General features: G+C 56.1%; 33 protein-coding genes. 31 read left to right on the forward strand and 2 right to left on the reverse strand.

Annotated elements, in window-relative coordinates; genetic code table 11:
- Positions 1–98 precede the first annotated feature (98 nt).
- Positions 99–422 (forward strand): DMT family transporter, encoded by a 324-nt coding sequence (locus tag NE637_RS09560; RefSeq protein ID WP_192113628.1) that lies wholly within the window; start codon positions 99–101, stop codon positions 420–422.
- A gap of 140 nt (positions 423–562) precedes the next feature.
- Here the strand turns inward: NE637_RS09560 and secA are convergent, their stop codons facing one another.
- Positions 563–3142, reverse strand: coding sequence for a preprotein translocase subunit SecA (gene secA / locus NE637_RS09565; protein ID WP_192113627.1), 2580 nt, complete (start codon positions 3140–3142; stop codon positions 563–565).
- Positions 3143–3518: 376 nt separating this feature from the next.
- Positions 3519–4883, reverse strand: a complete 1365-nt coding sequence (locus tag NE637_RS09570; RefSeq protein ID WP_227118749.1) for a tetratricopeptide repeat protein — start codon at positions 4881–4883, stop codon at positions 3519–3521.
- Between the two features lie 766 nt (positions 4884–5649).
- Here NE637_RS09570 and rpsJ point away from each other — a divergent pair.
- The 30 genes from rpsJ to NE637_RS09720 all read left to right on the forward strand — a co-directional run bounded on the left by rpsJ (position 5650) and on the right by NE637_RS09720 (position 22531).
- A complete protein-coding gene (gene rpsJ, locus NE637_RS09575; protein ID WP_022658146.1) occupies positions 5650–5967 on the forward strand; it encodes a 30S ribosomal protein S10 in 318 nt (105 codons plus the stop codon).
- Between the two features lie 12 nt (positions 5968–5979).
- Positions 5980–6609, forward strand: a complete 630-nt coding sequence (gene rplC, locus NE637_RS09580) for a 50S ribosomal protein L3 (protein ID WP_192113626.1) — start codon at positions 5980–5982, stop codon at positions 6607–6609.
- A gap of 11 nt (positions 6610–6620) precedes the next feature.
- Positions 6621–7253: a 50S ribosomal protein L4 gene (rplD, locus tag NE637_RS09585; protein WP_192113625.1), complete on the forward strand. Its 633-nt coding sequence runs from the start codon at positions 6621–6623 to the stop codon at positions 7251–7253.
- 1 nt (position 7254) lies between these two features.
- On the forward strand, positions 7255–7545 hold the full coding sequence (gene rplW / locus NE637_RS09590; RefSeq protein WP_192113624.1) for a 50S ribosomal protein L23: 291 nt from the start codon (positions 7255–7257) through the stop codon (positions 7543–7545).
- Between the two features lie 2 nt (positions 7546–7547).
- The gene (rplB, locus tag NE637_RS09595) at positions 7548–8396 is read left to right on the forward strand and encodes a 50S ribosomal protein L2 (protein ID WP_192113623.1); all 849 of its coding nucleotides are present in this window, start codon (positions 7548–7550) and stop codon (positions 8394–8396) included.
- A gap of 9 nt (positions 8397–8405) precedes the next feature.
- Positions 8406–8690, forward strand: coding sequence for a 30S ribosomal protein S19 (rpsS, locus tag NE637_RS09600; RefSeq protein WP_022658151.1), 285 nt, complete (start codon positions 8406–8408; stop codon positions 8688–8690).
- A gap of 9 nt (positions 8691–8699) precedes the next feature.
- Positions 8700–9038, forward strand: a complete 339-nt coding sequence (rplV, locus tag NE637_RS09605) for a 50S ribosomal protein L22 (RefSeq protein ID WP_022658152.1) — start codon at positions 8700–8702, stop codon at positions 9036–9038.
- A gap of 3 nt (positions 9039–9041) precedes the next feature.
- Positions 9042–9683 (forward strand): 30S ribosomal protein S3, encoded by a 642-nt coding sequence (gene rpsC, locus NE637_RS09610; protein ID WP_192113622.1) that lies wholly within the window; start codon positions 9042–9044, stop codon positions 9681–9683.
- The gene (gene rplP / locus NE637_RS09615; RefSeq protein WP_022658154.1) at positions 9683–10096 is read left to right on the forward strand and encodes a 50S ribosomal protein L16; all 414 of its coding nucleotides are present in this window, start codon (positions 9683–9685) and stop codon (positions 10094–10096) included. Before rpsC ends, rplP begins: the two co-directional genes overlap by 1 nt.
- Positions 10097–10327: a 50S ribosomal protein L29 gene (gene rpmC, locus NE637_RS09620; protein ID WP_192113621.1), complete on the forward strand. Its 231-nt coding sequence runs from the start codon at positions 10097–10099 to the stop codon at positions 10325–10327.
- A 2-nt stretch (positions 10328–10329) separates the two neighbouring features.
- Complete coding sequence (gene rpsQ / locus NE637_RS09625; RefSeq protein WP_022658156.1) at positions 10330–10593, forward strand: 30S ribosomal protein S17; 264 nt, start codon at positions 10330–10332, stop codon at positions 10591–10593.
- 9 nt (positions 10594–10602) lie between these two features.
- Positions 10603–10971, forward strand: a complete 369-nt coding sequence (rplN, locus tag NE637_RS09630) for a 50S ribosomal protein L14 (RefSeq protein WP_022658157.1) — start codon at positions 10603–10605, stop codon at positions 10969–10971.
- A gap of 9 nt (positions 10972–10980) precedes the next feature.
- Positions 10981–11313 carry a 50S ribosomal protein L24 gene (gene rplX / locus NE637_RS09635; RefSeq protein WP_022658158.1) on the forward strand — a complete coding sequence of 111 codons (333 nt, stop codon included), beginning with the start codon at positions 10981–10983 and terminating at the stop codon, positions 11311–11313.
- A 9-nt stretch (positions 11314–11322) separates the two neighbouring features.
- Positions 11323–11862 (forward strand): 50S ribosomal protein L5, encoded by a 540-nt coding sequence (gene rplE, locus NE637_RS09640; RefSeq protein WP_022658159.1) that lies wholly within the window; start codon positions 11323–11325, stop codon positions 11860–11862.
- Between the two features lie 10 nt (positions 11863–11872).
- Positions 11873–12058, forward strand: a complete 186-nt coding sequence (locus tag NE637_RS09645; protein WP_012624307.1) for a type Z 30S ribosomal protein S14 — start codon at positions 11873–11875, stop codon at positions 12056–12058.
- 102 nt (positions 12059–12160) lie between these two features.
- Positions 12161–12541, forward strand: coding sequence for a 30S ribosomal protein S8 (gene rpsH, locus NE637_RS09650; RefSeq protein WP_022658160.1), 381 nt, complete (start codon positions 12161–12163; stop codon positions 12539–12541).
- Positions 12542–12551: 10 nt separating this feature from the next.
- Positions 12552–13091: a 50S ribosomal protein L6 gene (gene rplF / locus NE637_RS09655; protein ID WP_022658161.1), complete on the forward strand. Its 540-nt coding sequence runs from the start codon at positions 12552–12554 to the stop codon at positions 13089–13091.
- An 11-nt stretch (positions 13092–13102) separates the two neighbouring features.
- Positions 13103–13462: a 50S ribosomal protein L18 gene (rplR, locus tag NE637_RS09660; protein WP_192113620.1), complete on the forward strand. Its 360-nt coding sequence runs from the start codon at positions 13103–13105 to the stop codon at positions 13460–13462.
- A gap of 1 nt (position 13463) precedes the next feature.
- On the forward strand, positions 13464–13976 hold the full coding sequence (rpsE, locus tag NE637_RS09665; protein WP_022658163.1) for a 30S ribosomal protein S5: 513 nt from the start codon (positions 13464–13466) through the stop codon (positions 13974–13976).
- Positions 13977–13978: 2 nt separating this feature from the next.
- Complete coding sequence (gene rpmD / locus NE637_RS09670) at positions 13979–14155, forward strand: 50S ribosomal protein L30 (protein ID WP_022658164.1); 177 nt, start codon at positions 13979–13981, stop codon at positions 14153–14155.
- A gap of 17 nt (positions 14156–14172) precedes the next feature.
- On the forward strand, positions 14173–14637 hold the full coding sequence (rplO, locus tag NE637_RS09675) for a 50S ribosomal protein L15 (protein WP_022658165.1): 465 nt from the start codon (positions 14173–14175) through the stop codon (positions 14635–14637).
- A gap of 121 nt (positions 14638–14758) precedes the next feature.
- On the forward strand, positions 14759–16072 hold the full coding sequence (secY, locus tag NE637_RS09680; protein ID WP_192113619.1) for a preprotein translocase subunit SecY: 1314 nt from the start codon (positions 14759–14761) through the stop codon (positions 16070–16072).
- A 61-nt stretch (positions 16073–16133) separates the two neighbouring features.
- On the forward strand, positions 16134–16928 hold the full coding sequence (map, locus tag NE637_RS09685; RefSeq protein ID WP_192113618.1) for a type I methionyl aminopeptidase: 795 nt from the start codon (positions 16134–16136) through the stop codon (positions 16926–16928).
- A gap of 137 nt (positions 16929–17065) precedes the next feature.
- Positions 17066–17179, forward strand: coding sequence for a 50S ribosomal protein L36 (gene rpmJ / locus NE637_RS09690; protein ID WP_005027799.1), 114 nt, complete (start codon positions 17066–17068; stop codon positions 17177–17179).
- A gap of 15 nt (positions 17180–17194) precedes the next feature.
- Complete coding sequence (gene rpsM / locus NE637_RS09695; RefSeq protein WP_022658169.1) at positions 17195–17563, forward strand: 30S ribosomal protein S13; 369 nt, start codon at positions 17195–17197, stop codon at positions 17561–17563.
- Between the two features lie 123 nt (positions 17564–17686).
- Positions 17687–18076, forward strand: coding sequence for a 30S ribosomal protein S11 (rpsK, locus tag NE637_RS09700; RefSeq protein ID WP_136399285.1), 390 nt, complete (start codon positions 17687–17689; stop codon positions 18074–18076).
- A 47-nt stretch (positions 18077–18123) separates the two neighbouring features.
- Positions 18124–18750 (forward strand): 30S ribosomal protein S4, encoded by a 627-nt coding sequence (gene rpsD, locus NE637_RS09705; RefSeq protein ID WP_022658171.1) that lies wholly within the window; start codon positions 18124–18126, stop codon positions 18748–18750.
- 12 nt (positions 18751–18762) lie between these two features.
- Positions 18763–19806 (forward strand): DNA-directed RNA polymerase subunit alpha, encoded by a 1044-nt coding sequence (locus NE637_RS09710; RefSeq protein WP_022658172.1) that lies wholly within the window; start codon positions 18763–18765, stop codon positions 19804–19806.
- Entirely contained in the window at positions 19796–20251 is a 456-nt protein-coding gene (gene rplQ, locus NE637_RS09715; protein WP_192113617.1) for a 50S ribosomal protein L17, read from the forward strand. Before NE637_RS09710 ends, rplQ begins: the two co-directional genes overlap by 11 nt.
- A 936-nt stretch (positions 20252–21187) precedes the next feature.
- Positions 21188–22531, forward strand: coding sequence for an anaerobic C4-dicarboxylate transporter (locus NE637_RS09720; RefSeq protein ID WP_227118750.1), 1344 nt, complete (start codon positions 21188–21190; stop codon positions 22529–22531).
- Positions 22532–22558 lie beyond the last annotated feature (27 nt).

A 22558-nucleotide genomic window follows, 5' to 3' on the forward strand; every position in this document is an offset into this window, starting at 1 on the left:
TGGCAGTTGTACGCCGTTCCGTGGATGCATTGTTCTGTTCTTTTGGGTTTCCGCAGGCCGTGCCTTTTTATCCGAGCCCACGCAAAGGAGTATTGGATATGGCATGGTTTGCATTGAGTTTGGCAGTGGTTACCGAGATTTTGTGGGCGCTCAGCCTCAAGTGGGCTTCTTCGTTGGGCAACTGGCAGGCTGCGGCAGTGCCCATTGCGCTGAGCTTTGTGAATATGGGCCTGCTGGCGCTGGCCATGCGCGGGCTCCCGGCGGGTATGACCTATGCCCTCTGGACAGGTGCTGGCACGGTGGGCGTGGTCCTGGGCGGGGCGCTTTTTTTCGGCGACAAGGTTTCGCTGCCCCAGCTGTTTTTCATTGCCCTGATTATCATTGGCAGCGTCGGGACAAAGTTTTTTTCATCCCAGGCATAGGACGTCTTGTCTGCCGCGCCGCGTGATCGGCGCGCGCGAGTATAGTTGCAGCATACGCACAGAGCATGGAACATAAAAAGGCGGGGTTGTCCCCGCCTTTTGTATTTCTAGGTATCGCGCTTGTGGCGCAATATAAACAGTTATTTATCCTGCCCGCAGCACTTTTTGTACTTTTTGCCGCTGCCGCAGGGGCAAAGGTCGTTGCGGCCAATACGCGGCGCGGCCTTGGCGGGCTTCTTGGGGTCTTCCGAAATGCTGCCGCCGCTGGAGTAAGAAAGCTGCGAGCTGCTTTCCTTATGACGGTATTCCCGCGACACGGGAGAATGCTGCGGCTCTTCGATCGGCGCTTCCACCTCCTGCTGTTCCGGCTCGGCGGCGATAGGCTCAATCTGCACCCGGATACGCGTAAGGGCGCGGAACACGCTCTCTCGAATCTGGAACAGCATGGCCTGGAACATTTCAAAGCCTTCGCGCTTGTACTCCAGCTTGGGATCGCGCTGACCGTAGCCGCGCAGACCTATGCCGTCGCGCAGGGCGTCCATGTTGCGCAAATGTTCTTTCCAGCAGCGGTCAAGCTCTTCCAGCAGGAAGTAACGAAGGATGTCGGCATAGGTGGGGCCGGTTTCTGCCTTGAGCTTGTCAAGAATGCCCTGTGCCATAACCTCGGTTTCTTCGCGCTCGGGCAGGCGCGCGCCTTCTTCAAGCACCCTGTCAAGGTTGAAAACCTCGCGCAGACGCGCCAGAGCTGCGGCGCGGGCTTCGTCCTGGCTGTCCACAGGCAGGGATGCCAGCGGGCTGTACACGTCGTCCAGCACATCGCTCATGAATTCCTGCAAAACAGGCTCAAGGTCTTCTTCAACCATGAGCTCGCGGCGCAGGGTGTAGATAACTTCGCGCTGCTGGTTCATGACGTTGTCATAATCGAGCAGTGTTTTGCGTATTTCAAAGTGGTGGGCTTCCACACGTTTTTGAGCGCCTTCCACAGCGCGGGTAACCATGGCGTTCTCAATGGCCTCGCCATCGCGCAGACCCAGCTTTTCCATGAGGCCCTTGATGCGGTCAGAGCCAAAGAGACGCATGAGGTCGTCTTCCAGCGAAAGGTAGAAGCGCGAAGAGCCGGGGTCGCCCTGACGGCCCGAGCGGCCACGCAGCTGGTTGTCGATGCGGCGGCTTTCGTGGCGTTCTGTGCCGAGAATGTGCAGGCCGCCCAGATCCACAACGCCTTCGCCCAGCATGATGTCCGTGCCGCGGCCAGCCATGTTGGTGGCAATGGTGACGCGGCCTTTCTGGCCTGCCAGCGCCACGATTTCGGCTTCTTTTTCATGCTGCTTGGCATTGAGCACGCTGTGCGGAATACCGAGCTTGCTCAGTCGATGCGAAAGCATTTCGGACGTTTCAATGGAAATTGTGCCCACAAGCACGGGCTGCTCTTTTTTGTGCAATTCGGCAATGGCTTCAACAATGGCGTCAAACTTTTCCTGCCGCGACCGGTAGATAAGGTCAGGATAATCCTTGCGAACCATGGGCCTGTTGGGCGGAATGGAGATAACCTCGAGGCTGTAGATCTGATGGAATTCCACAGCTTCGGTATCCGCAGTACCCGTCATGCCCGAAAGTTTGTCGTACAGGCGGAAGTAGTTCTGGAAGGTGATGGAGGCAAGGGTCTGGTTTTCAGCGGCAATGGTGACGTGTTCCTTGGCTTCCAGAGCCTGATGCAGGCCATCCGAATAGCGGCGGCCAGCCATAAGGCGGCCAGTGAATTCGTCAACAATAATCACCTGATCTTCTTGAACAATATAATCCACATCGCGCTTGAAAATCTGATGCGCCTTGAGCGACTGCATCACATGGTGCTGGGCCGTAATGTTTGCGGGATCAAAAAGGTTGTCCAGCTTGAGCAGTTCCTCACACCGGGCTACGCCTTCATCGGTGAGCATGGCGGTGCGGGCCTTTTCGTCAACCGTGTAGTGCTCAGGGGTGAGCTGACGGACAATGTCGTCCACAGTGCGGTACATGCCCACCGATTCATCAGATGCGCCGGAAATGATGAGCGGCGTTCTGGCTTCGTCGATGAGGATGGAGTCCACTTCGTCCACAATGGCAAAATTGTGCCCGCGTTGCACCAGCTGGTTGGCGTAGAACTTCATGTTGTCGCGCAGATAGTCAAAGCCGAATTCATTATTGGTGCCGTAGGTGATATCCTTGGCGTATTCGGCTTTGCGCTCTTCGTCATCAAGGCCATGCACAATAACGCCCGTGCTCAGGCCGAGGAATTCATACAACTGGCCCATCCAGGCCGAGTCGCGCTTGGCGAGGTAGTCGTTGACCGTGACCACATGCACGCCCTTGCCTGACAGGGCGTTGAGCACCACGGGCAGGGTAGCTACAAGGGTTTTGCCTTCACCGGTCTTCATTTCGGCAATCTTGCCCTTGTGCAGCACCATGCCGCCGATGAGCTGCACGTCATAGTGACGCATACCCAGTCTGCGGCTTGAGGCCTCGCGCACCAGAGCAAAAACTTCGGGCAGCAGAGCTTCCAGAGTTCTGGTGCCGTCCTGCACTTCCTGACGGTATTGCGCTATGCGTACAGGAAAATCGGCATCGGCCAGTTGCTGCATTTCAGGCTCGAACGCATTGATGCGCTGCACCATGGGGCGGAGCTTGCGCAAGTAGCGGTCGTTGGTGCTGCCGAAGATTTTTTTGAAAAGAAAACCAAACATGAAGTCTCCTTACTAGAGCATTTTCACTTTGAAATGCTCGCTTACCGACTAAGTATATCTACTGTCTCGTCCGTAACGGAAAAGCAACCGTGGCGAGGATTTTTCAGTATCCGCGCTGTGCAGACAAACATTTTCGGTCTGATCTGTCTAGCACAATGGCCAGTCGCTTGCGCAGCGCAAACACCAATGTTGGGTGCGCTGCGGAATGTGCTGAATGCGCAGTGTCTTACCCCAAGGGGACAATACACGGCATCCCTTAAAAATAAGACATAACATTGAGGTTGGCAATGTGACGATCCAAAAATATTATTGGTCAAAGAACAGGTGGGGAGGTGCAAGTGCGCCTATAACCGTGCCAGCAGACAACCTCGCAGAATCACTTTTTTGCGCGCTCCAAGCCTTGAAGGGCAAGTTGCATGCCGGGCTTGAGGGCAAGGGCCAACTGAAAAAACTGTACCGACCTGTCACGGTCGCCTGACTGAAGAAAGACCGCTCCAAAGTTACAGGCGATGGAAGCGCTGCTCTTGACCATTTCCGGATCCAGATCCAGAGCTTTTACCAGATTTGCCTTGGCCTGGATAAAATCCGCGCCTTCGGCAAAGGCCATGCCTACATTATAATAGAGCGTTGGATCGTCAGGGGCGATTTTGATGGCGCGCTTGTATTCAGTGATGGCGTCCTGCCAGCGGCCCTGCCTGCGCAGGCTGATGCCAAGCTGGTTGAACAGGGCCAAATCTTCCCGGCCAAGGCGCTTGCCCTTGGCTTCAAGACTGTTGCGCAGAAATTTTTCTGCCTTTTCCGGGTCGCGCTCGCCATAAATGCCGGCAATACGGCTTGAAAGCGCGCTGAGGCCATCGGCAGCTTCCCGGTTCATCTGCACCACAGCTTTTTCAAAAAAGGCCTCGGCCTTTTCCACATCGCCGTTTGCCAGGTGGGCCTCGCCAAGGCTCACTTTGCGGTTCACGTTGAGGGGCGAGATCGAATCCAGTTTTTCGAGGTAACGCACCTGCTGGGGCACATCCCCTATTTCCGCGTACATTTCTGCAAGGCGCTGAAGCGGAGCGAGGTAGAGATCGGCAGATTTTGCGGCGGATTCGTAGGCAATACGGGCTTTGTCGTATTGCTGGGTGGCGCGGAAAATATCGCCCATGAGCAGAAACGCCGCAGCGCTGCCCGGCTTGAGTTGCAAAACCTTCTGGCAGGCTGTCAGTGCCATGTCGTATTTTTTTTGCGCCAACAGTTTCTTCGCCACGTCAATGACCTGCCCCAGCTTGCTTTGCGGCCTGAGGGTAAAAGCCATTTTTTCAATAAGCGTATTGGCAGAAACAGGCTTGGCAATAAAGTTGTCCGCCCCGACTTCGTGAAGCAGCATGAGGCGGTCGCGCTGCACATCGCCCGTAAGCACAATAATCTTAAGCGCGGTAAAGGCCTGCTTGATCTGGCCAACTAGGAAGCTCAGATCCTGTCCGCCTATACTGCGCTCCATGAAGATAAGAGGGGCAGGGTGCCGGGCCAGAATGTCTCGCAGCTCGCGAAGCATCATGCGGGGGTCCGCAATGGCGGTAAAAATGCTCTGAGCCGTAAGGCCCATCTCTTTGGCAAGGGTAAGGCGCAACTGCGTACAAAAGGCCTGGTCATCGCTCACTGCCAGGATATGCCCATTCTCTTTAGTAATGTAATTAATGACAGTGTCTTGGTATGAATTGAGTTTTGCCCTGTTGGAGGCTTCAATCATGGACATGGGATCTCCTGAAAATATTGACAGCTAAGATGACAAGTTAGCGCAAAATAGTGAAGACTGTGCGACAAAAGGGAGTCATCTTGGCAAATTGCCGGAAGGGTGCGCTCTTTTAATTTTTTGCAGGGGTAAGCGTCAAGGAGTAAGATTGGCGCGGCAAAAAACCTGGATGACGTGATAAAAATAATGCAAAAATGGCTTGACGTTCAAGGGGAACTTGGATAGAAAAAATCTCCGCGCGATAAGAAGCGATTTTTATCGGCGTCCCTGGACGGCAGGGAAGGGTGGGTTGAGCCCATTCTGATGCACCCCAAAGTGACCACAATATCTGGTTGCAGAGGGTTTTGACATGTGCAGGCGTTACCGAATGCCGGACAATGTCGAGCCGTTCCAGCCCAAAGACGGATCCCACCGCAGCCCCCAGGCCGCGCGTGACCCGGGGCTGTAAGGTAGGGGGATAGCCCCCATTTGGTGACCCTGCGGGACCGCTTAGCTGCTCTTTCTATGAGTGGCTTAGCCTGGGCGACGCTGGGGAGCATCACGCGGATGATGCAGGCGCGTTCAGGCGTCCAATCTTCCGAATTCTTCCTGAAATTTCAGGCGTGATGCGCGCATTAGCGCAACCCCTTACGTTGCTCCGTTTTCCGTTCCTTGCCAGGGTGAGGTCGGCCCTTCGGGCCATGCTTCATGGCCCGCGTATGCTGTGAAGGAGCCCGCGCTCGTAGCCCAAAAGGCCGCGCGGGATGTTTTTGCAAACGGAGTAGGCACAATGACGACAGTTAGCAGCGATCGCATTCGGATCAAGCTCAAAGCCTACGATTACCGCATTCTGGATAAAGCCGTTGCGGAAATCGTGGATACGGCGCGCAATACCGGTGCCGGTGTGGCGGGACCAATTCCCCTGCCCACCAACATTCACAAGTACACCGTGCAGCGTTCCGTGCATGTGGACAAAAAGTCCCGTGAGCAGTTTGAAATGCGCATTCACAAGCGGCTCATGGATATCCTGGAACCCACGCAGCAGACCGTCGACGCGCTGGGCAAGCTTTCGTTGCCCGCCGGTGTGGACGTGGAAATCAAGCTCTAGCGAGAGGCAGTCATGGCTGAGAAAATGGGAATTTTGGGTCGCAAACTTGGTATGACCCGCATATTTGACGGCGCTGGCGCTGCCGTGCCCGTCACGGTGATTGAGGCCGGTCCGTGCCCCGTCACCCAGGTCAAAACTGCGGAGACGGACGGCTACAACGCCGTTCAGATCGCGCTGACCCCCGCTAAGGAAAAGCACAGCACCAAGGCTATGCAGGGACACTTTGCCAAGGCTGGCAAGGGTCTTTTCCGCCATCTGCGCGAAATCCGCCTTGCGGGTGCGCCGGAGCAGGAGCTGGGTCAGGAACTGACCGTTGAAATTTTCGCCGCAGGCGATACGGTCAAGGTGACCGGCACAAGCATGGGTAAAGGCTACCAGGGGCGTATGCGCCGCTGGAATTTTGCCGGTTCCAAAGATACCCACGGCTGCGAAAAGGTGCACCGCAACAATGGTTCCATTGGTAACAACACCTTTCCTGGCCACGTTTTTAAGGGTCGGAAAATGGCGGGCCATTGGGGCAATGAAACCGTTACGGAAATGGGCCTGACCATCGTTGATGTGCGTCCTGAGGACAACGTCATTCTGGTCAAAGGTTCCGTGCCCGGCCCCAAGAACGGGCTGGTGCTGATCCGCAAGCAGTAGAGGAAGCAGCAATGGCTACCGTGAAAGTATATGACCAGAACAAGCAGGAAAGCGGCGAAATTACGCTGGCTTCCGACGTGTTCGAAATCGAGGTGAGGCCCGAAATCCTCAATCTCGTGGCGCGCGCCCAGATGGCGGCCAAACGCGCCGGCACGCATATGGTAAAGACCCGTGCGCTGGTTTCCGGCGGCGGTGCTAAGCCCTGGAAGCAGAAGGGTACGGGCCGCGCCCGTTCCGGCTCCAACCGTTCGCCCATTTGGCGCGGTGGCGCCATCATCTTCGGACCCAGCCCCCGCGATTACAGCTTCAAGGTTAACAGCAAGGTGCGCGCCCTGGCCATGAAGATGGCCCTGTCGAGCCGCCTGGCTGCCGCGACCCTGATGGTGGTCAAGGGTATTGAACTGCCCGAAGCCAAGACCAAGCATTTCGCCAAGGTTGCCGACACGCTGGGCCTTTCCAAGGCTCTCATCGTGGCTCCCGCCGAAGACAGCGCGCTGACCCGTTCCGCTCGCAACATTCCGGGCCTCACCATGACCACTGTCGATCGCCTGAGCGTGCTTGAAATCCTCAAGCACAAGCAGCTCGTTCTGCTTGAAGGCGCCATCGAACCTGTTCAGGCGCGTTTCGCAAAGAAGGGGGCGTAAGATGGAAACCACTTCTGTTCTGCTCAAGCCCCTGCTGACCGAAAAGACGACCTTGATCAAGGACGAAGCCCAGCAGGTGGCCTTTATGGTCCACACCCTGGCCAACAAGCTTGAAATCAAGCAGGCCGTGGAAAAGGCTTTTGATGTTAAAGTGGAAGCCGTCAACGTAGTGCGCCGCGCCCCCATGAACAGGGAGCGCCAGGGTCGCGTTGTTGGCCGTAAGCCCGGCTGGAAGAAAGCGTATGTTACGCTGCGCCAGGGCGATAAAATTGAGTTCTTCGAGGGAGTGTAATCATGGCTGTCCGCAAGCTGAAACCGACCTCCGCGGGGCGTCGCTTCCAGACGGTTTCCGACTTTGAGGAAATCACCCGGACGCGCCCTGAGAAGTCGCTCACTGAAGGCCTCACCAAAAAGGCCGGTCGCAACAATCTGGGTCGAGTCACCAGCCGCCGTCGCGGTGGTGGTGTCAAGCGTCTGTACCGCATCATCGATTTCAAGCGCGACAAGACCGGCGTTGAAGCCACTGTTGCGCACATTGAATACGATCCCAACCGTACCGCCCGTATCGCGCTGCTGCACTATTCGGACGGCGAAAAGCGCTACATCCTCGCTCCGGTTGGCTTGAAGCAGGGTGACAAGATCATGTCCGGCATCAACGAACGCAATGGCGTCGTGGCCGACATCAAACCTGGCAATGCTTTGCAGATGGCCCGCATCCCTGTGGGTACCGTTGTGCACAACATTGAGCTTTACCCCGGCAAGGGCGGTCAGATGTGCCGTGCCGCCGGTACCTACGCCCAGCTGGTCGCCAAAGAAGGCAACTACGCCCTGCTGCGTTTGCCCTCGGGCGAAGTGCGCAAGGTGCTTGCTACCTGCGTGGCTACCGTGGGTCAGGTGGGCAACGTGCATCACGAAACCATCTCTCTGGGCAAAGCTGGCCGCAACCGCTGGCTGGGTCGTCGTCCCAAGGTTCGCGGCGTTGCCATGAACCCCATCGACCACCCCCTGGGCGGTGGCGAAGGCAGAAGCTCTGGTGGCCGTCATCCTGTGTCGCCTTGGGGTATGCCTGCCAAGGGTTACAAGACCCGCGACAAGAAGAAGGCCTCTTCCCGGCTGATCATCAAACGCCGCGGCCAGAAGTAGGAGTAGCTCATGCCGAGATCGTTGAAAAAAGGGCCGTTTGTTGACGGCCATCTGATGAAAAAGGTCGACAGCACCGTGGCCAACAGCGACCGCCGTGTAGTCAAGACCTGGTCGCGCCGCTCGACCATCCTGCCCGAAATGGTGGGACTGACCTTTGCGGTGCACAATGGCAAGAAGTTCGTGCCGGTGTTCGTTACCGAAAACATGGTTGGTCACAAGCTGGGTGAATTCTCGCCCACTCGTACCTTCCATGGGCATGCCGCCGACAAAAAGGCCAAGGCCGGCAAGAAGTAGGGTAGGCATATGGAATCTAAAGCTATTGCAAAATTCCAGCGCGTTTCGCCGCGCAAGACCCGTCTTGTGGCCAAGAACGTGCAGGGTCTTGGAGTGGAGGAGGCTATGAACCTTCTGCGCTTCACGCCCAACAAGCCCGCTGGCGTGCTTTTCGGCGTGCTCAAGAGCGCGTTGGCCAATGCCTCGCAGCTGGGCGGCGTTGATGTGGATGCCATGGTGGTGAAGGAAATCGTGGTGAACGAAGGCCCCACCTGGAAGCGCTTTATGCCCCGGGCCCAAGGCCGGGCGACCAAGATTCACAAGCGCACCAGCCACATCACCGTTATACTCGCAGAAGGGCAGGAATAGGCTATGGGTCAGAAAGTACATCCGTTCGGGTTCCGGCTTGGGTACAACAAGAATTGGCAGTCCCGCTGGTTCAGCAAGAAGGAATACCCTGCCTTTGTCTATGAAGACAGCAAAATCCGCGCGTTCGTGAAGAAGCTCCTGTTTCATGCCGGGGTTTCCAAGATCGAGATCGAACGTGCCGGCGGCAAGGTACGGCTTATCCTTTCCACCGCTCGCCCCGGTATTGTTATCGGCCGCAAGGGTGTGGAAATCGAAAAGCTTCGCAACGATCTTCGTCAGAAGTTCGGCCGCGAGTTCTCTCTTGAAGTGAACGAAATCCGTCGCCCCGAAGTGGACGCCCAGCTGGTGGCCGAGAACATCGCCCAGCAGCTTGAGCGCCGCGTGGCCTTCCGGCGCGCCATGAAGCGTACCGTGTCCATGGCCCGCAAGTTTGGCGGCGAAGGCATCAAGGTAACCTGCGCCGGACGTCTGGCCGGTGCAGAAATCGCCCGTACCGAATGGTACCGCGATGGCCGAGTGCCCTTGCAGACCCTGCGTGCCGACATTGACTACGGTTTTGCCGAAGCGCACACCACCTACGGCATCATTGGTGTCAAGGTGTGGATCTATAAGGGTGAAATCCTTGACAAAGAGGTTGATCAGTAATGCTTGCGCCCAAAAGAGTTAAATTCCGCAAGTGGCAGAAAGGCCGCCTGCGTGGCCTGGCCACCCGCGGCGCCACCATTGCGTTTGGTGATATCGGCCTTAAAACCGTGCAGCATGGCCAGCTTTCCAGCCAGCAGATTGAAGCTGCTCGTATCGCCATGATGCGTCACATCAAGCGTGGCGGCAAAGTGTGGATCCGTGTGTTCCCCGACCGCCCCGTAACGGCCAAGCCTCTGGAAACCCGTCAAGGTTCCGGTAAGGGCGCACCCGTGGGTTGGTGCGCTCCGGTCAAGCCCGGCCGCGTGCTGTATGAAATCAAGGGCGTGAGCCTTGACCTCGCGCGTGAGGCGCTGACCCGCGCCGCTCACAAGCTGCCCGTTAAGACCATCATTGTGGTGAGGGAGGGCATCTAAATGGCTGCCAAGAAAAAGACCGAAACCGCCGCCCGGCCCGCCGCGCAGGATCTTCGCTCCATGAGCGTGGAACAGCTGCGCACGGCTCTTACCGAGCAGCGCCAGGAACTGATGAACGCCCGCTTCAAGCATGCCGCTGCGCAGCTTGAAAAGACTTCCGAACTGAAAGTCATGCGCAAGCAGGTGGCGCGCATCGAGACCGTATTGAACGAAAAGGAACAGAGGGCCTGAACATGCAAGCTCTGGAAGATCGCAAGGGCAGAATGCTGACCGGCATTGTGGTGAGCGACAAGAACGACAAAACCATTGTCGTGCGCGTCGAGACCCTGGTCAAGCATCCTCTGCTTAAGAAGTATGTGAGGCGCCGCAAGAAGTTCACGGCTCATGATCCCATGAACGAATGCGGTATGGGCGACAAGGTTAAAATTGTGGAGTTCCGTCCGCTTTCGCGCAACAAGCGCTGGCATCTGGTCTCCATCATTGAAAAAGCCGTGTAGGGTAGTGCCATGATCCAGGTAGAATCGACGCTTCAGGTGGCCGATAATTCCGGCGCCAAAAAGGTTGCCTGCATCAAGGTGCTGGGCGGTTCACACCGCCGCTACGCCTCGGTGGGCGACATTATCGTGGTTTCCGTTAAGGAAGCAATGCCCCACAGCAAGGTTAAGAAGGGCGATGTTATGAAGGCTGTTATCGTGCGTACCGCTAAAGAAGTGCGTCGCATGGACGGCAGCTACATCAAGTTCGACGGCAACGCCGCTGTGCTGCTCTCCAACCAGGGTGAGCCGGTGGGTACGCGTATCTTTGGCCCCGTGGCCCGTGAGCTGCGCGCCCAGAACTTTATGAAAATTATTTCGCTGGCCCCGGAAGTGCTGTAGGAGACCGTCATGAAAATGTATCGCATCCGCAAGGACGACAAGGTGATGGTAATCGCCGGCAAGGACGCGGGCAAAATCGGCAAGGTGCTGAAGATCCTGCGCAAGAAGGATCGCGTGCTTGTGGAAAAGACCAACATGGTCAAGCGCCACATGCGCCCCAACCCCTATGCCCAGCAGCCTGGCGGTATCGTGGAAAAGGAAATGCCTATCCACGTGTCCAACCTTATGGTTGTCTGCTCTGCCTGCGGCAAGGCCACTCGAGTGGGTTACAAGACCATCGAGTCCGAGGGCAAGGAAAAGAAAGTGCGCTTCTGCAAAAAGTGCAACGAAGTAATGGAATAAGGTGATACGATGACACGCCTTGAAAAGATATATAGAGAGAAGGTGGTTCCGGTACTGCAGAAGGAGTTCAGTTACTCCTCTTCGATGCAACTGCCCGGTATCGAAAAGATCTCTCTGAACATCGGCCTTGGCGCCGCTAGCTCGAACAACAAGCTGATGGAAGAAGCCATGGCGGAACTTACCGCGATTGCTGGCCAGAAGGCTGTAGTTACCCGGGCTAAAAAGTCCATCGCCGCATTTAAGCTGCGCGAAGGCATGCCCATTGGTGTGCGCGTCACCCTGCGCAAGGAACGCATGTGGGACTTTCTGGACAAGCTCATGAACTTTGCCCTGCCCCGAGTGCGTGACTTCCGTGGTATCCCTGACCGCGGTTTCGATGGACGCGGCAATTTCACCCTGGGCATCAAAGAACACACCATCTTCCCTGAACTGGAAGCTGACCGTGTTGAAAACCCCAAGGGCATGAACATCACCATCGTCACCACGGCGGCCACGGACAAAGAAGGCAAGTTCCTTCTCGACCAGCTTGGCATGCCGTTCCGCAAGTAGGAGTTAAGCCATGTCCCGTACTTCTCTGGAAGTAAAGGCCAAGCGCAAGCCTAAGTTCAGCGCCCGCGCCTACAATCGCTGCCCGCTTTGCGGTCGCCCCAGGGCTTTCCTGCGTCAGTTCGGCATCTGCCGTATCTGCTTCCGCAACATGGCCCTTCGTGGTGAACTGCCCGGCGTGCGCAAGTCGAGCTGGTAAGATTTCCGGGCGTGCAAACGCCCGGGAGGCGCGCCTCGCGCGCCAGCGGGAAGTGGCGGCATAGTGCCGTCAACCCCGCCCCCAAACTCTCAGGAGCATTCGATGTTGACAGATCCCATTGCGGATATGCTCACCCGCATCCGCAACGCGCATTTGGCCCTGCACAAGGAAGTAAATGTGCCGAGCTCGAAGATGAAGGAATCTTTAGCCGCCATCCTCAAGCAGGAAGGTTACGTCGAAGACGTGGCCGTGGCCGAAAAAAACATTGTTATTACCCTTAAGTACCAGAAGGGAAAGCCCGTCATCAGCGGGCTGAAGCGTGTGAGCACGCCCGGTCGCCGGGTTTATGTTGGCGCGCATAACATCCCCAGGGTGCAGAACGGCCTCGGCATCTGCATTTTGTCCACGTCCAGCGGCGTGCTGGACGGCATGACCGCCCATGAGAAGAAGGTGGGCGGCGAACTTCTGTGCGAAATCTGGTAGGCGGTGCACCATGTCGAGAATAGGTAGACTGCCCGTTGCCGTTCCCAATGGCGTTGAAGTCAAGATCGGAACGGATGTTGTGGAAGTTAAAGGGCCCAAGGGCTCGCTGAGCACCCCTGTCTGCTCTCTGCTCACTTACGAGCAGGCCGATGGTCATGTGACCCTTGGCCGTATAGAAGATACCCGCCAGAGCCGTTCGCAGCACGGCCTGCGCCGCACCCTTCTTGCCAACTGCATTGAAGGCGTTACCAAGGGCTTCTCCAAGGGCCTGGAAGTTATCGGCGTCGGTTACCGCGTGGCGGTCAAGGGCAACATTATCGAGCTTTCTGTGGGCTATTCCCACCCTGTGCTCGTTGAACTGCCCGACGGCATCAAGGCCGTGGTTGAAGGTCAGGTTCTGACCCTCTCCGGCATCGACAAGGAACTTGTGGGCGAAATGGCCGCCAAGATTCGCCGCATTCGTAAGCCTGAACCCTACAAGGGCAAGGGCATCAAGTACGTTACCGAGACTATCCGCCGCAAGGTTGGTAAGTCCGGCGGCAAGAAGTAGGGGGGCGCGTCATGAAATACAGCAAGAACGAATCCCGGCAGCGCCGCAAGATCCGTATCCGCAAGAAAGTCAACGGCACCTTCGAGCGCCCGCGTCTGGTTGTGTTCAGGTCCAACCTGCACATCTACGCCCAGATCATCAACGATCTGGACGGCGTGACCCTGGCTGCCGCCTCTACCCTTACGCTTTCCAAGACCGAAGCCGGCATGCACTGCAACAAGAGCGGCGCCGAAATGGTGGGCAAGGAAATTGCCCGGATGGCCAAGGAGAAGAATATCAATCAGGTGGTATTCGATCGCAACGGGTACATTTATCACGGTCGCGTCAAGGCCGTAGCCGACGGCGCCCGCGAAGGCGGCTTGGAGTTCTAATATGCGTCAGGAAAATACTGAAACTCAGCAGAACGAGTTGGGCGAAATCGAAAAGATCGTTTCCCTCAACCGCGTGGCCAAGGTCGTCAAGGGCGGTCGCCGTTTCAGCTTCAGCGCCCTCGTTGTTGTGGGCGATGGCAAGGGCGGCGTGGGCTTCGGTCTGGGCAAGGCCCAGGAAGTGCCTGAAGCACTGCGCAAAGCCACTGAACGCGCTCGCAAGAACCGCGTCCAGGTTGCCCTTGTTGAAGGCACCCTTCCTTATGAAGTGCTCGGTCGTTTCGGCGCCGGTCGCGTCATGCTGAAGCCCGCCTCTGAAGGTACCGGCATCATTGCCGGCGGTGCCGTGCGCGCCGTCATGGAAGCCGTAGGCATCCGCGACGTCCTCGCAAAGGCTATTGGTACCAACAATCCGCACAACGTGCTTCGTGCCACCATGCAGGGCCTCGTTTCCCTGCGCAGCGCCGAAGATGTTTCGGCTTTGCGCGGCAAGAAGCTGGAAGCCCCGAGGAAGTAACCATGGCAGAAATCAAGGTAAAACTCGTGCGTTCGCGCATCGGCTCCACGCCTGCGCAGCGCAAGCTGCTGGACTCCCTTGGCCTCAAGCGCCGCGAGATGGTCAAGACGTTCAAGGATACCCCGGCTATCCGGGGCATTATCGCCAAAGTTCCGCATATGGTTGCCGTTGTTGAGTAACGGCCAAAGGATATACCATGCAACTGCACAATCTGTTTCCTTTTCCGGAAGAGCGTAAGACCCGCCGTCGCGTGGGCCGTGGCTCTGGCTCCGGTCTGGGCTGCACTGCGGGCAAGGGCCACAAAGGGCAGAACGCTCGCGCCGGTGGCGGTGTCCGCCCTGGTTTTGAAGGCGGCCAGATGCCCCTGCAACGCCGTTTGCCCAAGCACGGTTTTAAGAACGCCCCCTTTAAGGTCACCTACGACATCGTCAATCTTGATGCGCTCGTGTCGGCCTTTCCGGGCAAAACCACCATCACCCTTGACGACATGTACGCTCGCGGTATTGTCCGCATGGGCGCGCCCGTGAAAATTCTTTCGCGCGGCGAAGTCTCAGGCGCTCTGTCGGTGGAGGCTCACAAGTTCAGCCAGGCTGCTGCGGAAAAGATCCGCCAGGCTGGCGGCAACGTCACTGAGCTGGAAGCGGTTTCTGCCGCTGAATAATTCAGGTGGCCGCGCGCAAGCGCGGCCTCACGGCTTTCACTGGCGTCATTGCCCGCCTCACGGCGGGCAATGACGTTGCGCACATACTGCGCCACAGGCGCACAAACGCAACGAGTGTTTCATGGCAGTAGGATCGGCAAACAATATGGCGGGCCAGGCTTCGCTGACCAAACGCATCGGCTGGACCTTCCTGATTTTGTGCTGCTACCGCATTGGCGTTCATGTGCCCATTCCGGGCGTTGACGCTTCTGCGCTGGCGTCGTTTTTTCAAAGCATGTCCGGCACGCTTTTCAGCCTGTTCGACATGTTTTCCGGCGGCGGCCTGTCCAACGTCTCGGTGTTCGCTCTGGGCGTCATGCCTTACATTTCGGCAAGCATTATCATCCAGCTTTTGCAGGTGGTCAGCCCCGACATCAAGCGCATGGCCAAGGAAGAAGGGCAGGCGGGGCGGCGTAAAATTACGCAGTACACCCGTTACCTCACAGTGCTTATCACCCTGGTGCAGGGCCTCGGCATTGCCGTTGGTCTGGAAAATATGACCAGCCCCGCTGGCGCGCCCGTGGTTCTGGCACCCGGCTGGCATTTCCGTCTTGTGACCATGGCGACCTTTACGGCTGGTTCCGTGCTGGTCATGTGGCTTGGCGAGCAGATCACTGAGCGTGGTATCGGCAACGGTATCTCGCTGATCATTTTCTGCGGTATTGTGGTGGGCATTCCCCGCGGCATCATCCAGTCTGTGGCTCTTATACAGGCTGGCGACATGAGCATTTTCATGGCGATTGTTATCGTGGTCCTGATGGCCGCGGTTACGGTAGCCATTGTGTTCGTTGAACGTTCGCAGAGAAGAATCCCCATCAGTTACGCCAAGCGTCAGGTTGGACGTAAAATGTACGGTGGTCAGAACTCGCACCTGCCTTTGCGTCTGAACACGGCGGGCGTTATTCCGCCTATTTTCGCATCATCGCTTTTGCTGTTCCCTGCTACTATTGGTCAGTTTTCGACCAACCATTATGTAAAGCAGGCAGCCGATTTCTTCTCGCCGCACGGCGTTGCTTACAACGTCCTGTATGTGGCCTTGATGTTCTTCTTCTGCTATTTTTACACGGCCATCATTTTTGATCCCAAGGATATGGCTGAGAATCTTAAGAAGAACGGCGGGTTCATCCCCGGGATTCGTCCTGGTGAAAAGACCCAGGAATACGTGGACACGGTGCTTTCGCGGCTGACCCTTTCGGGGGCCACCTATATTTCAATAGTCTGCCTGCTGCCCATGCTGCTCATCAGCAACTTCAACGTGCCTTTCTATTTTGGCGGCACGAGCTTGCTGATCCTTGTGGGCGTGGCCATGGACTTCATGAATCAGGTGGAATCACACATGATTTCCAGCCAGTATCAGGGCCTCATGGCCAAGGCGCGGAAGAGCGGCAGGCTCTAGAAAGTCGGGGCAGGCCTCTGGCTTGCCCTTCGCTTTCGCAAGCGCGGATGGTGATTGTATAATGAAAAAGTATCACGGCGCATTCATCAAGAATGAAAGGGAAGTGGCCTGCCTGCGGGAAGCAAACCGCATGGTGGCCAACATACTGGATGCCGTGGGCGATGTGGTGGAGCCGGGCCTGCCTACCATGCGTCTTGAAGAGTTGGCGCGCGACATGTGCTCCGACTATAAGGTAAAGCCGGCGTTTCTGGGCTACTGCGGTTATCCTTTCGCCCTGTGCTGCTCGGTCAACGAGCAGGTGGTGCATGGTTTTCCTTCTGCGCGGCTGCTTAAGGAAGGCGATATCGTCAGCATCGACATGGGCGTTGTGTATGAAGGTTTTGTGGGCGATGCCGCTCGTACCTTTCCGGTTGGCAAGGTCAGCGATGAAGCACGCAAACTCATGCGGATAACGGAAGAAAGCCTGTACGTTGGCATTGAACAGGCCCGGGCTGGCAATGATGTCTACGACATCGGCGCGGCTGTTCAGGATTATGTTGAGGCCGCCGGTTTCAACGTTGTGCGACGTTTTGTTGGGCATGGCGTGGGCGCGAAAATGCATGAAAAACCCGAAGTTCCGAACTTCAGGCCTGGCATGCGTGGGTTGACCTTGCAAAACGGCATGGTCATTGCCATCGAACCCATGGTAACTGTTGGCACCTACGAAGTGGACATTCTGGACGACCAGTGGACCGCCGTGACTCGCGACGGTTTGTGGGCCGCTCACTTTGAACACAGTGTTGCCATAACCCCAAATGGCCCCCAGATTCTCAGCATTTCGGACCGTGGTTTGAACCGGCACACAATTGAAGGTTGACATCAGCGTTAAAGCTGGATAAAGATTTCCGTTCCCGTCCTTAATTTTGAGGACTGCGGCCTGTTGTTCTATCGTGGCGAAGCCGCAAGCCGGATCTTTATTTGGTCAATGCAATGGTTTCTTATTGGAGATGAGGTATGAAAGTAAGACCTTCCGTCAAGAAAATATGCCCCAAGTGTAAGGTTATCCGGCGCAAGGGAGTGCTTCGAGTTATCTGCGAAAACCCCCGGCACAAGCAGCGCCAGGGCTAGGGCAGGAGACTAATTGTGGCGAGAATAGCAGGTGTTGATTTGCCTCGCGGCAAACGGGTGGACATTGCGCTCACCTACATTTATGGCATTGGCCGTACCACGGCCATGAAAATTCTGGATACCACCGGCGTTAACTGGGAGCGTAGCATTGACGACCTCTCCGCTGACGAAGTTAACGAGATCCGTAAGGAACTCGAACAGAACTACAAGGTGGAAGGCGACCTGCGTCGCGAAATCTCCAGCAACATTAAGCGCCTTATGGACATTGGTTGTTTCCGTGGTCTGCGTCACCGTCGCGGTTTGCCCGTGCATGGTCAGCGCACCCATACCAATGCCCGCACCCGTAAGGGACCCCGCCGCGGCGCCGTAGGCAAGAAGAAGTAGCGGTGCGGCTGCGCTTGTCGCAGTTTGTAAAGCGGATGCAGCAATAGTGCTGCCGTGAGGACGAACGGATTTTTCCGCCATTGGCGGAAAAGAATCTGACAAGCTTCCAATTTGAGGTTAGTTATGGCCAGACCCAAGAAAGTGGTCAAGAAAAAGGAAAAGAAGAACGTGCCGGTGGGCATCGCCCACATCCAGGCTTCGTTCAACAACACCATCATTACTTTTACGGATACGCGCGGCAATGCTGTCTCCTGGGCCTCCTCTGGCCAGAGCGGCTTTAAGGGTTCGCGTAAGTCCACCCCCTTTGCTGCGCAGGTTGCCGCTGAAACGGCTGCCCGCAAGGCTCAGGACAACGGCATGCGTACCGTGGGCATCTATGTGAAAGGCCCCGGTTCCGGTCGTGAAGCCGCCATGCGCGCTATTTCGGCTATCGGCTTCAAGGTGGCGTTCATCCGCGACGTTACGCCCATTCCGCACAATGGCTGCCGGCCGCCCAAGCGCCGCCGCGTCTAGTTTGCGCCTAGCGTAAACCGCGCCTAAACCGTAAGAGGTAAAGATAGATGGCTAAATATACTGAAGCCAAGTGCCGCATGTGCCGTCGCGAAGGCTGCAAGCTTTTTCTGAAGGGCGACCGTTGCTTCACTGACAAGTGTGCATACGACCGTCGTCCTTATGCCCCCGGTCAGCATGGCCGTGCGCGCAAGAAGGTCAGCGAATACGCAGTGCAGCTGCGTGAGAAGCAGAAGACCCGCCGCGCTTACGGCATTCTCGAACGCCAGTTCCATGGCTACTTCGAGAAGGCCGAAATGCAGAAGGGCGTTACTGGTACCAACCTGCTCGTTATTCTTGAACGCCGCCTCGACAACGTGGTGTACCGCCTTGGGTTTGCCAACTCGCGCAACCAGGCTCGTCAGCTCGTGCGGCACGGCATTTTCACCCTTAACGGCCGCAAGGTGAACATTCCTTCCTTGCAGGTTCGCGTGGGTGACAGCATTGAAGTGCCCGAAAAGAACCGCAAGATTCCCGTGCTTGCAGAAGCTCAGGAAGTCATTGCGCGTCGTGGTTGCCCCGCCTGGCTTGAGGCCGACGGCGCAGCTTTCAAAGGCTCTGTCAAGGCGCTGCCGCAGCGTGACGATATCCAGTTCCCCGTCAACGAGCAGCTGATTGTCGAACTTTACTCGAAATAAGCGGGGGTTCGCATGCTTATAAAACAGGGCGAACGCCTTATAAATGCACGCAACTGGTCAGAGCTTGTAAAGCCCGATCAGATCATGCGCGAAGAAGAAACCGCCAGCATCACGCATGGCAAATTCATTTGCGAACCGTTGGAACGGGGCTACGGCACCACCATCGGCAATGCAATGCGCCGGGTTCTTTTGTCGTCCCTTCAGGGTGCGGCCTTTGTGTCGGTGAAAATCATCGGCGTGCAGCATGAATTCACCACTGTGCACGGTGTTCTTGAAGACATCACTGATGTCATTCTGAACATCAAGCAGGTTCGCCTGCGCATGGACACCGATGAACCACAGCGCATTACCCTGCGCGTTGACCAGAAGGGTCCGGTGACCGCCGGGCACATCATGGGCAACCAGCATGTTGAAGTGCTCAATCCTGATCAGCACATTGCCACCCTCACCGAGGATGTCGTGCTTGAAATGGAATTTGAGGCTCGCATGGGCAAGGGCTATGTGCCTGCGGACATGCACGAGGGACTGAACGAGGAAATCGGCGTTATCAAGCTGGATTCCAGTTTCTCCCCTGTGCGCAAGGTGGCCTACACCGTGGAACAGGCTCGTGTTGGCCAGATGACCAACTATGACCGCCTGTTGCTGGAAGTATGGACCGACGGCTCCCTCACACCCGAGGATGCCATTGCCTACAGTGCCAAGATCATCAAGGACCAGATTTCTGTGTTCATCAACTTTGATGAACGCGTGTCTGGCGACATGCGGCACGGCAGCGGCGAGAGCGGCGAAATCAATGAGCATCTGTACAAGAGCATTGACGATCTTGAATTGTCGGTGCGTGCTACAAACTGCCTGCGCGGCGCCAACATTGCCCTTGTGGGCGAACTGGTGCAGCGTTCGGAAGGCGAGATGCTCAAGACCAAGAATTTTGGTCGCAAGTCGTTGGATGAAATCAAGGGCGTTCTTTTGGACATGGGCCTTGACTTCGGCATGAAGGTCGATTCCTTCGACAAGAAATATCAGGAATGGAAAAGGAAGCAGCAAAATGAGGCATAGCAATTCCGGCAGGAAACTCTCGCGTACGCCTGCGCACCGTAAGGCCCTGTTGCAAAATCTCGCTAAGGCCCTGCTGATCCACGGCAAAATCCGCACCACGGAAATTAAGGCCAAGGAGCTGCGCCGGGTGGTGGAACCCCTGATCACCCTTGCCAAGCGCAACGACCTGCACGCCCGCCGTCAGGCATACCGTGTGTTGAACGATCACGCTCTGGTTAAGCGCCTTTTTGACGAGATCGGCCCTGTTTTCGCCGGTGTTCCCGGCGGTTACACCCGTATCCTTAAGCTGGCCATGCCCCGTAAGGGCGACAACGCCCCCATGGCCATTATTGAGCTTTCTCGCGCTCTTGAAGCTGCTCCCGCTACGGAAGCCGCCGCTGAAGAAGCGCCTGCCAAGCCCAAGCGTACCCGCAAGCCCAAGGCTGAAGAAACCGCCGAAGCGTAAGAGCTTTGCTGGTTTGATGAATACTGACAAAGGGGCGCTATGCGCCCCTTTGTCGTTTTGCTTGGCAATCATTCCGGACAGAAAGCCATCTGCTCCGGTGCGGCATCCCATGCGCACACAGATGCATGCACCGGCCCCGATCCAAAACATTTTTTTTAAACAGCAGGCCCACTCTCCCATCCTTTGCGGATTACGGCGCACCAAACTCTGCCCTATTCTTTCTCCTTCGCTGTTGAGTAATTTTCTAAGAAATCTATTCCTTAGCCCCTGCGAGTGCCCCAATTAATCTCTCGTGTTTGATTCGAGGCTGTCCTTTTGTTGGGCAATGATCTTAGATTGACCGGATCTTTTGACGGTAGTCCCGAGCCTGGGTGCTAAAGCAGGCCTTCCCAAAAAGCTGTTAGTTAGCTGAGTTCCGTGAACTTTCCTGAAGTTCAAGATGATGCAGGCAGCATTGGTAGTGGGATATCATCTAGTGGCGTTCAGTCCCAGACAGTTTTATGCTCATCCCAAATATCAAAGCGTAAGCTTTCAAAAACACGCTCTCTGATTCACGCAGCTCAAAGCGGTGTAGTTATTCCTCAAATTTTTTTTATAACTTACTAATTATACGTAGTTATAACTTTTTTAATTGTTGAATGCGTCTTGTTATAAAAGGCACAATCTCCTGAAATCACGGGATCAGCCCAATTTATTCCAAATCCTCCATAACTTTTGTTATGGAGGATTTTTTATTGCGTGATGATAAAAATAAAAAAATTATATATATCAAATTATTACATAGAGGTATTCACTCTGGCATCAAACCTGCTTTCTCCCCCGTTATCTGTCACGCGCTGCATGTAAGGCGGTAGTTCCAAAGCACTATCGTGCAGTTCAGCCATGTGTGGCTGAGCGGTCATATCATGAAACAAAATAACGAAAATGGGAGATTTCATGCTGACACTGCAACTTTGTGTCATTCTGGCCTGTCTGCTGTTGGGTACACGATACGGCGGCATGGGGCTGGGCCTCATCAGCGGCATTGGTTTGTTCATTCTCTGTTTTGTTTTCAACGTGCAGCCGGGCAAGCCGCCCGTCGATGTCATTCTTACGATTCTGGCCGTTATAGGTTGCGCGGCCACGCTGCAAACGGCTGGTGGGCTCGATGTGCTCATGCGTGTGGCGGAACGCCTGCTTCGCAAACACCCGGAACACATCACCCTGCTGGCTCCCATTACCACTTGGTTTCTTACGCTGCTGTGCGGTACCGGCCATGTGGCGTACACCATGTTCCCCATTATCTATGATATTGCCATCAACAAGGGCATCCGTCCTGAAAGACCTATGGCTGTCGCTTCTGTTTCGGCGCAAATAGGTATCTGCGCATCGCCCGTTTCTGTGGCTGTTGTTTCGATGGTTTCCATGCTCGGGCAAGCCCACGGCGTTGGAACAGCCATAAGCATTGTCACCTTGTTGGCCATTTCCATTCCGTCCACCTTTGTGGGTGTACTGTGCGCTGGTTTGTGGTCCATGCACCGTGGCAAAGACCTGGACAAGGATCCGGAATTCCAGAAGCGCCTGGCCGACCCGGAAACCAAGGCATACATATACGGCGGTGGCAGCACATTGATGGACAAGGTGTTTCCCCCGGAAGCCTTCCGCGCCGTGTGGTTCTTTTTTGCAGCAATAGCCGCCGTGGTGGTGCTGGGCGCCTTTGAAGGATTGCGCCCCTCTTTCGGCCCGGCCAACAAGCTCGTGCCCCTTTCCATGAACATTGTCATTCAGATGATCATGCTCATTGCTGGCGCGTGCATCCTTATGTTCTGCAAGGTCAAGCAGCAGGCCATATCGAGCAGTGCGGTCTTCAAGGCCGGCATGGTCGCCATCTTTTCCGTTTTTGGCGTGGCCTGGATGACTGACAGCTTCTTCCATGCCCACCTTGCATTCATCAAAACGGAACTGGCAAGCGTGGTGACGGCTTATCCCTGGACGTACGCTCTGGTGCTTGTGTTTGTCTCCAAGCTTGTGAACAGCCAGGCGGCCGCACTGGCGGCGGTTGTTCCCCTTGGCCTCAGCCTCGGTCTTGAGCCCAAGCTGCTTCTGGCCTTCATGCCCATGTGCTACGGCTACTTTATCCTGCCCACCTATCCCAGCGATCTGGCCTGCATCAATTTTGACAGATCGGGCACCACGTGCATCGGCAAGTTCATCATCAATCACAGTTTCATTATCCCTGGTGCCATAGGCATTACCGTGGGCACGCTTGTAAGCTACGCCCTGGTCATGACTTTTCTGTAACCAGCATGCACGACAGGGATATCGGGA

It is taken from the genome of Desulfovibrio desulfuricans, from assembly GCF_024460775.1.
Taxonomy (GTDB): Bacteria; Desulfobacterota; Desulfovibrionia; order Desulfovibrionales; family Desulfovibrionaceae; genus Desulfovibrio; species Desulfovibrio desulfuricans_E.

Bases quoted from the DNA above. Each gene is read 5' to 3' on its own strand.
- NE637_RS09720 (WP_227118750.1), top strand. From the start codon at position 21,188: ATGCTGACACTGCAACTTTGTGTCATTCTGGCCTGTCTGCTGTTGGGT.
- rplQ (WP_192113617.1), top strand. From the start codon at position 19,796: ATGAGGCATAGCAATTCCGGCAGGAAACTCTCGCGTACGCCTGCGCAC.
- rplP (WP_022658154.1), top strand. From the start codon at position 9,683: ATGCTTGCGCCCAAAAGAGTTAAATTCCGCAAGTGGCAGAAAGGCCGC.
- rplN (WP_022658157.1), top strand. From the start codon at position 10,603: ATGATCCAGGTAGAATCGACGCTTCAGGTGGCCGATAATTCCGGCGCC.
- rpsS (WP_022658151.1), top strand. From the start codon at position 8,406: ATGCCGAGATCGTTGAAAAAAGGGCCGTTTGTTGACGGCCATCTGATG.
- rpmD (WP_022658164.1), top strand. From the start codon at position 13,979: ATGGCAGAAATCAAGGTAAAACTCGTGCGTTCGCGCATCGGCTCCACG.
- NE637_RS09645 (WP_012624307.1), top strand. From the start codon at position 11,873: ATGTCCCGTACTTCTCTGGAAGTAAAGGCCAAGCGCAAGCCTAAGTTC.
- rpsC (WP_192113622.1), top strand. From the start codon at position 9,042: ATGGGTCAGAAAGTACATCCGTTCGGGTTCCGGCTTGGGTACAACAAG.
- rpsD (WP_022658171.1), top strand. From the start codon at position 18,124: ATGGCTAAATATACTGAAGCCAAGTGCCGCATGTGCCGTCGCGAAGGC.
- NE637_RS09710 (WP_022658172.1), top strand. From the start codon at position 18,763: ATGCTTATAAAACAGGGCGAACGCCTTATAAATGCACGCAACTGGTCA.
- rpmC (WP_192113621.1), top strand. From the start codon at position 10,097: ATGGCTGCCAAGAAAAAGACCGAAACCGCCGCCCGGCCCGCCGCGCAG.
- rplE (WP_022658159.1), top strand. From the start codon at position 11,323: ATGACACGCCTTGAAAAGATATATAGAGAGAAGGTGGTTCCGGTACTG.
- rplC (WP_192113626.1), top strand. From the start codon at position 5,980: ATGGCTGAGAAAATGGGAATTTTGGGTCGCAAACTTGGTATGACCCGC.
- NE637_RS09570 (WP_227118749.1), bottom strand. From the start codon at position 4,883: ATGTCCATGATTGAAGCCTCCAACAGGGCAAAACTCAATTCATACCAA.
- rplO (WP_022658165.1), top strand. From the start codon at position 14,173: ATGCAACTGCACAATCTGTTTCCTTTTCCGGAAGAGCGTAAGACCCGC.
- rpmJ (WP_005027799.1), top strand. From the start codon at position 17,066: ATGAAAGTAAGACCTTCCGTCAAGAAAATATGCCCCAAGTGTAAGGTT.
- NE637_RS09560 (WP_192113628.1), top strand. From the start codon at position 99: ATGGCATGGTTTGCATTGAGTTTGGCAGTGGTTACCGAGATTTTGTGG.
- rplW (WP_192113624.1), top strand. From the start codon at position 7,255: ATGGAAACCACTTCTGTTCTGCTCAAGCCCCTGCTGACCGAAAAGACG.
- rpsH (WP_022658160.1), top strand. From the start codon at position 12,161: ATGTTGACAGATCCCATTGCGGATATGCTCACCCGCATCCGCAACGCG.
- rpsE (WP_022658163.1), top strand. From the start codon at position 13,464: ATGCGTCAGGAAAATACTGAAACTCAGCAGAACGAGTTGGGCGAAATC.
- secY (WP_192113619.1), top strand. From the start codon at position 14,759: ATGGCAGTAGGATCGGCAAACAATATGGCGGGCCAGGCTTCGCTGACC.
- rpsK (WP_136399285.1), top strand. From the start codon at position 17,687: ATGGCCAGACCCAAGAAAGTGGTCAAGAAAAAGGAAAAGAAGAACGTG.
- rpsQ (WP_022658156.1), top strand. From the start codon at position 10,330: ATGCAAGCTCTGGAAGATCGCAAGGGCAGAATGCTGACCGGCATTGTG.
- map (WP_192113618.1), top strand. From the start codon at position 16,134: ATGAAAAAGTATCACGGCGCATTCATCAAGAATGAAAGGGAAGTGGCC.
- rplD (WP_192113625.1), top strand. From the start codon at position 6,621: ATGGCTACCGTGAAAGTATATGACCAGAACAAGCAGGAAAGCGGCGAA.
- rplV (WP_022658152.1), top strand. From the start codon at position 8,700: ATGGAATCTAAAGCTATTGCAAAATTCCAGCGCGTTTCGCCGCGCAAG.
- secA (WP_192113627.1), bottom strand. From the start codon at position 3,142: ATGTTTGGTTTTCTTTTCAAAAAAATCTTCGGCAGCACCAACGACCGC.
- rplF (WP_022658161.1), top strand. From the start codon at position 12,552: ATGTCGAGAATAGGTAGACTGCCCGTTGCCGTTCCCAATGGCGTTGAA.
- rplX (WP_022658158.1), top strand. From the start codon at position 10,981: ATGAAAATGTATCGCATCCGCAAGGACGACAAGGTGATGGTAATCGCC.
- rplB (WP_192113623.1), top strand. From the start codon at position 7,548: ATGGCTGTCCGCAAGCTGAAACCGACCTCCGCGGGGCGTCGCTTCCAG.
- rpsJ (WP_022658146.1), top strand. From the start codon at position 5,650: ATGACGACAGTTAGCAGCGATCGCATTCGGATCAAGCTCAAAGCCTAC.
- rplR (WP_192113620.1), top strand. From the start codon at position 13,103: ATGAAATACAGCAAGAACGAATCCCGGCAGCGCCGCAAGATCCGTATC.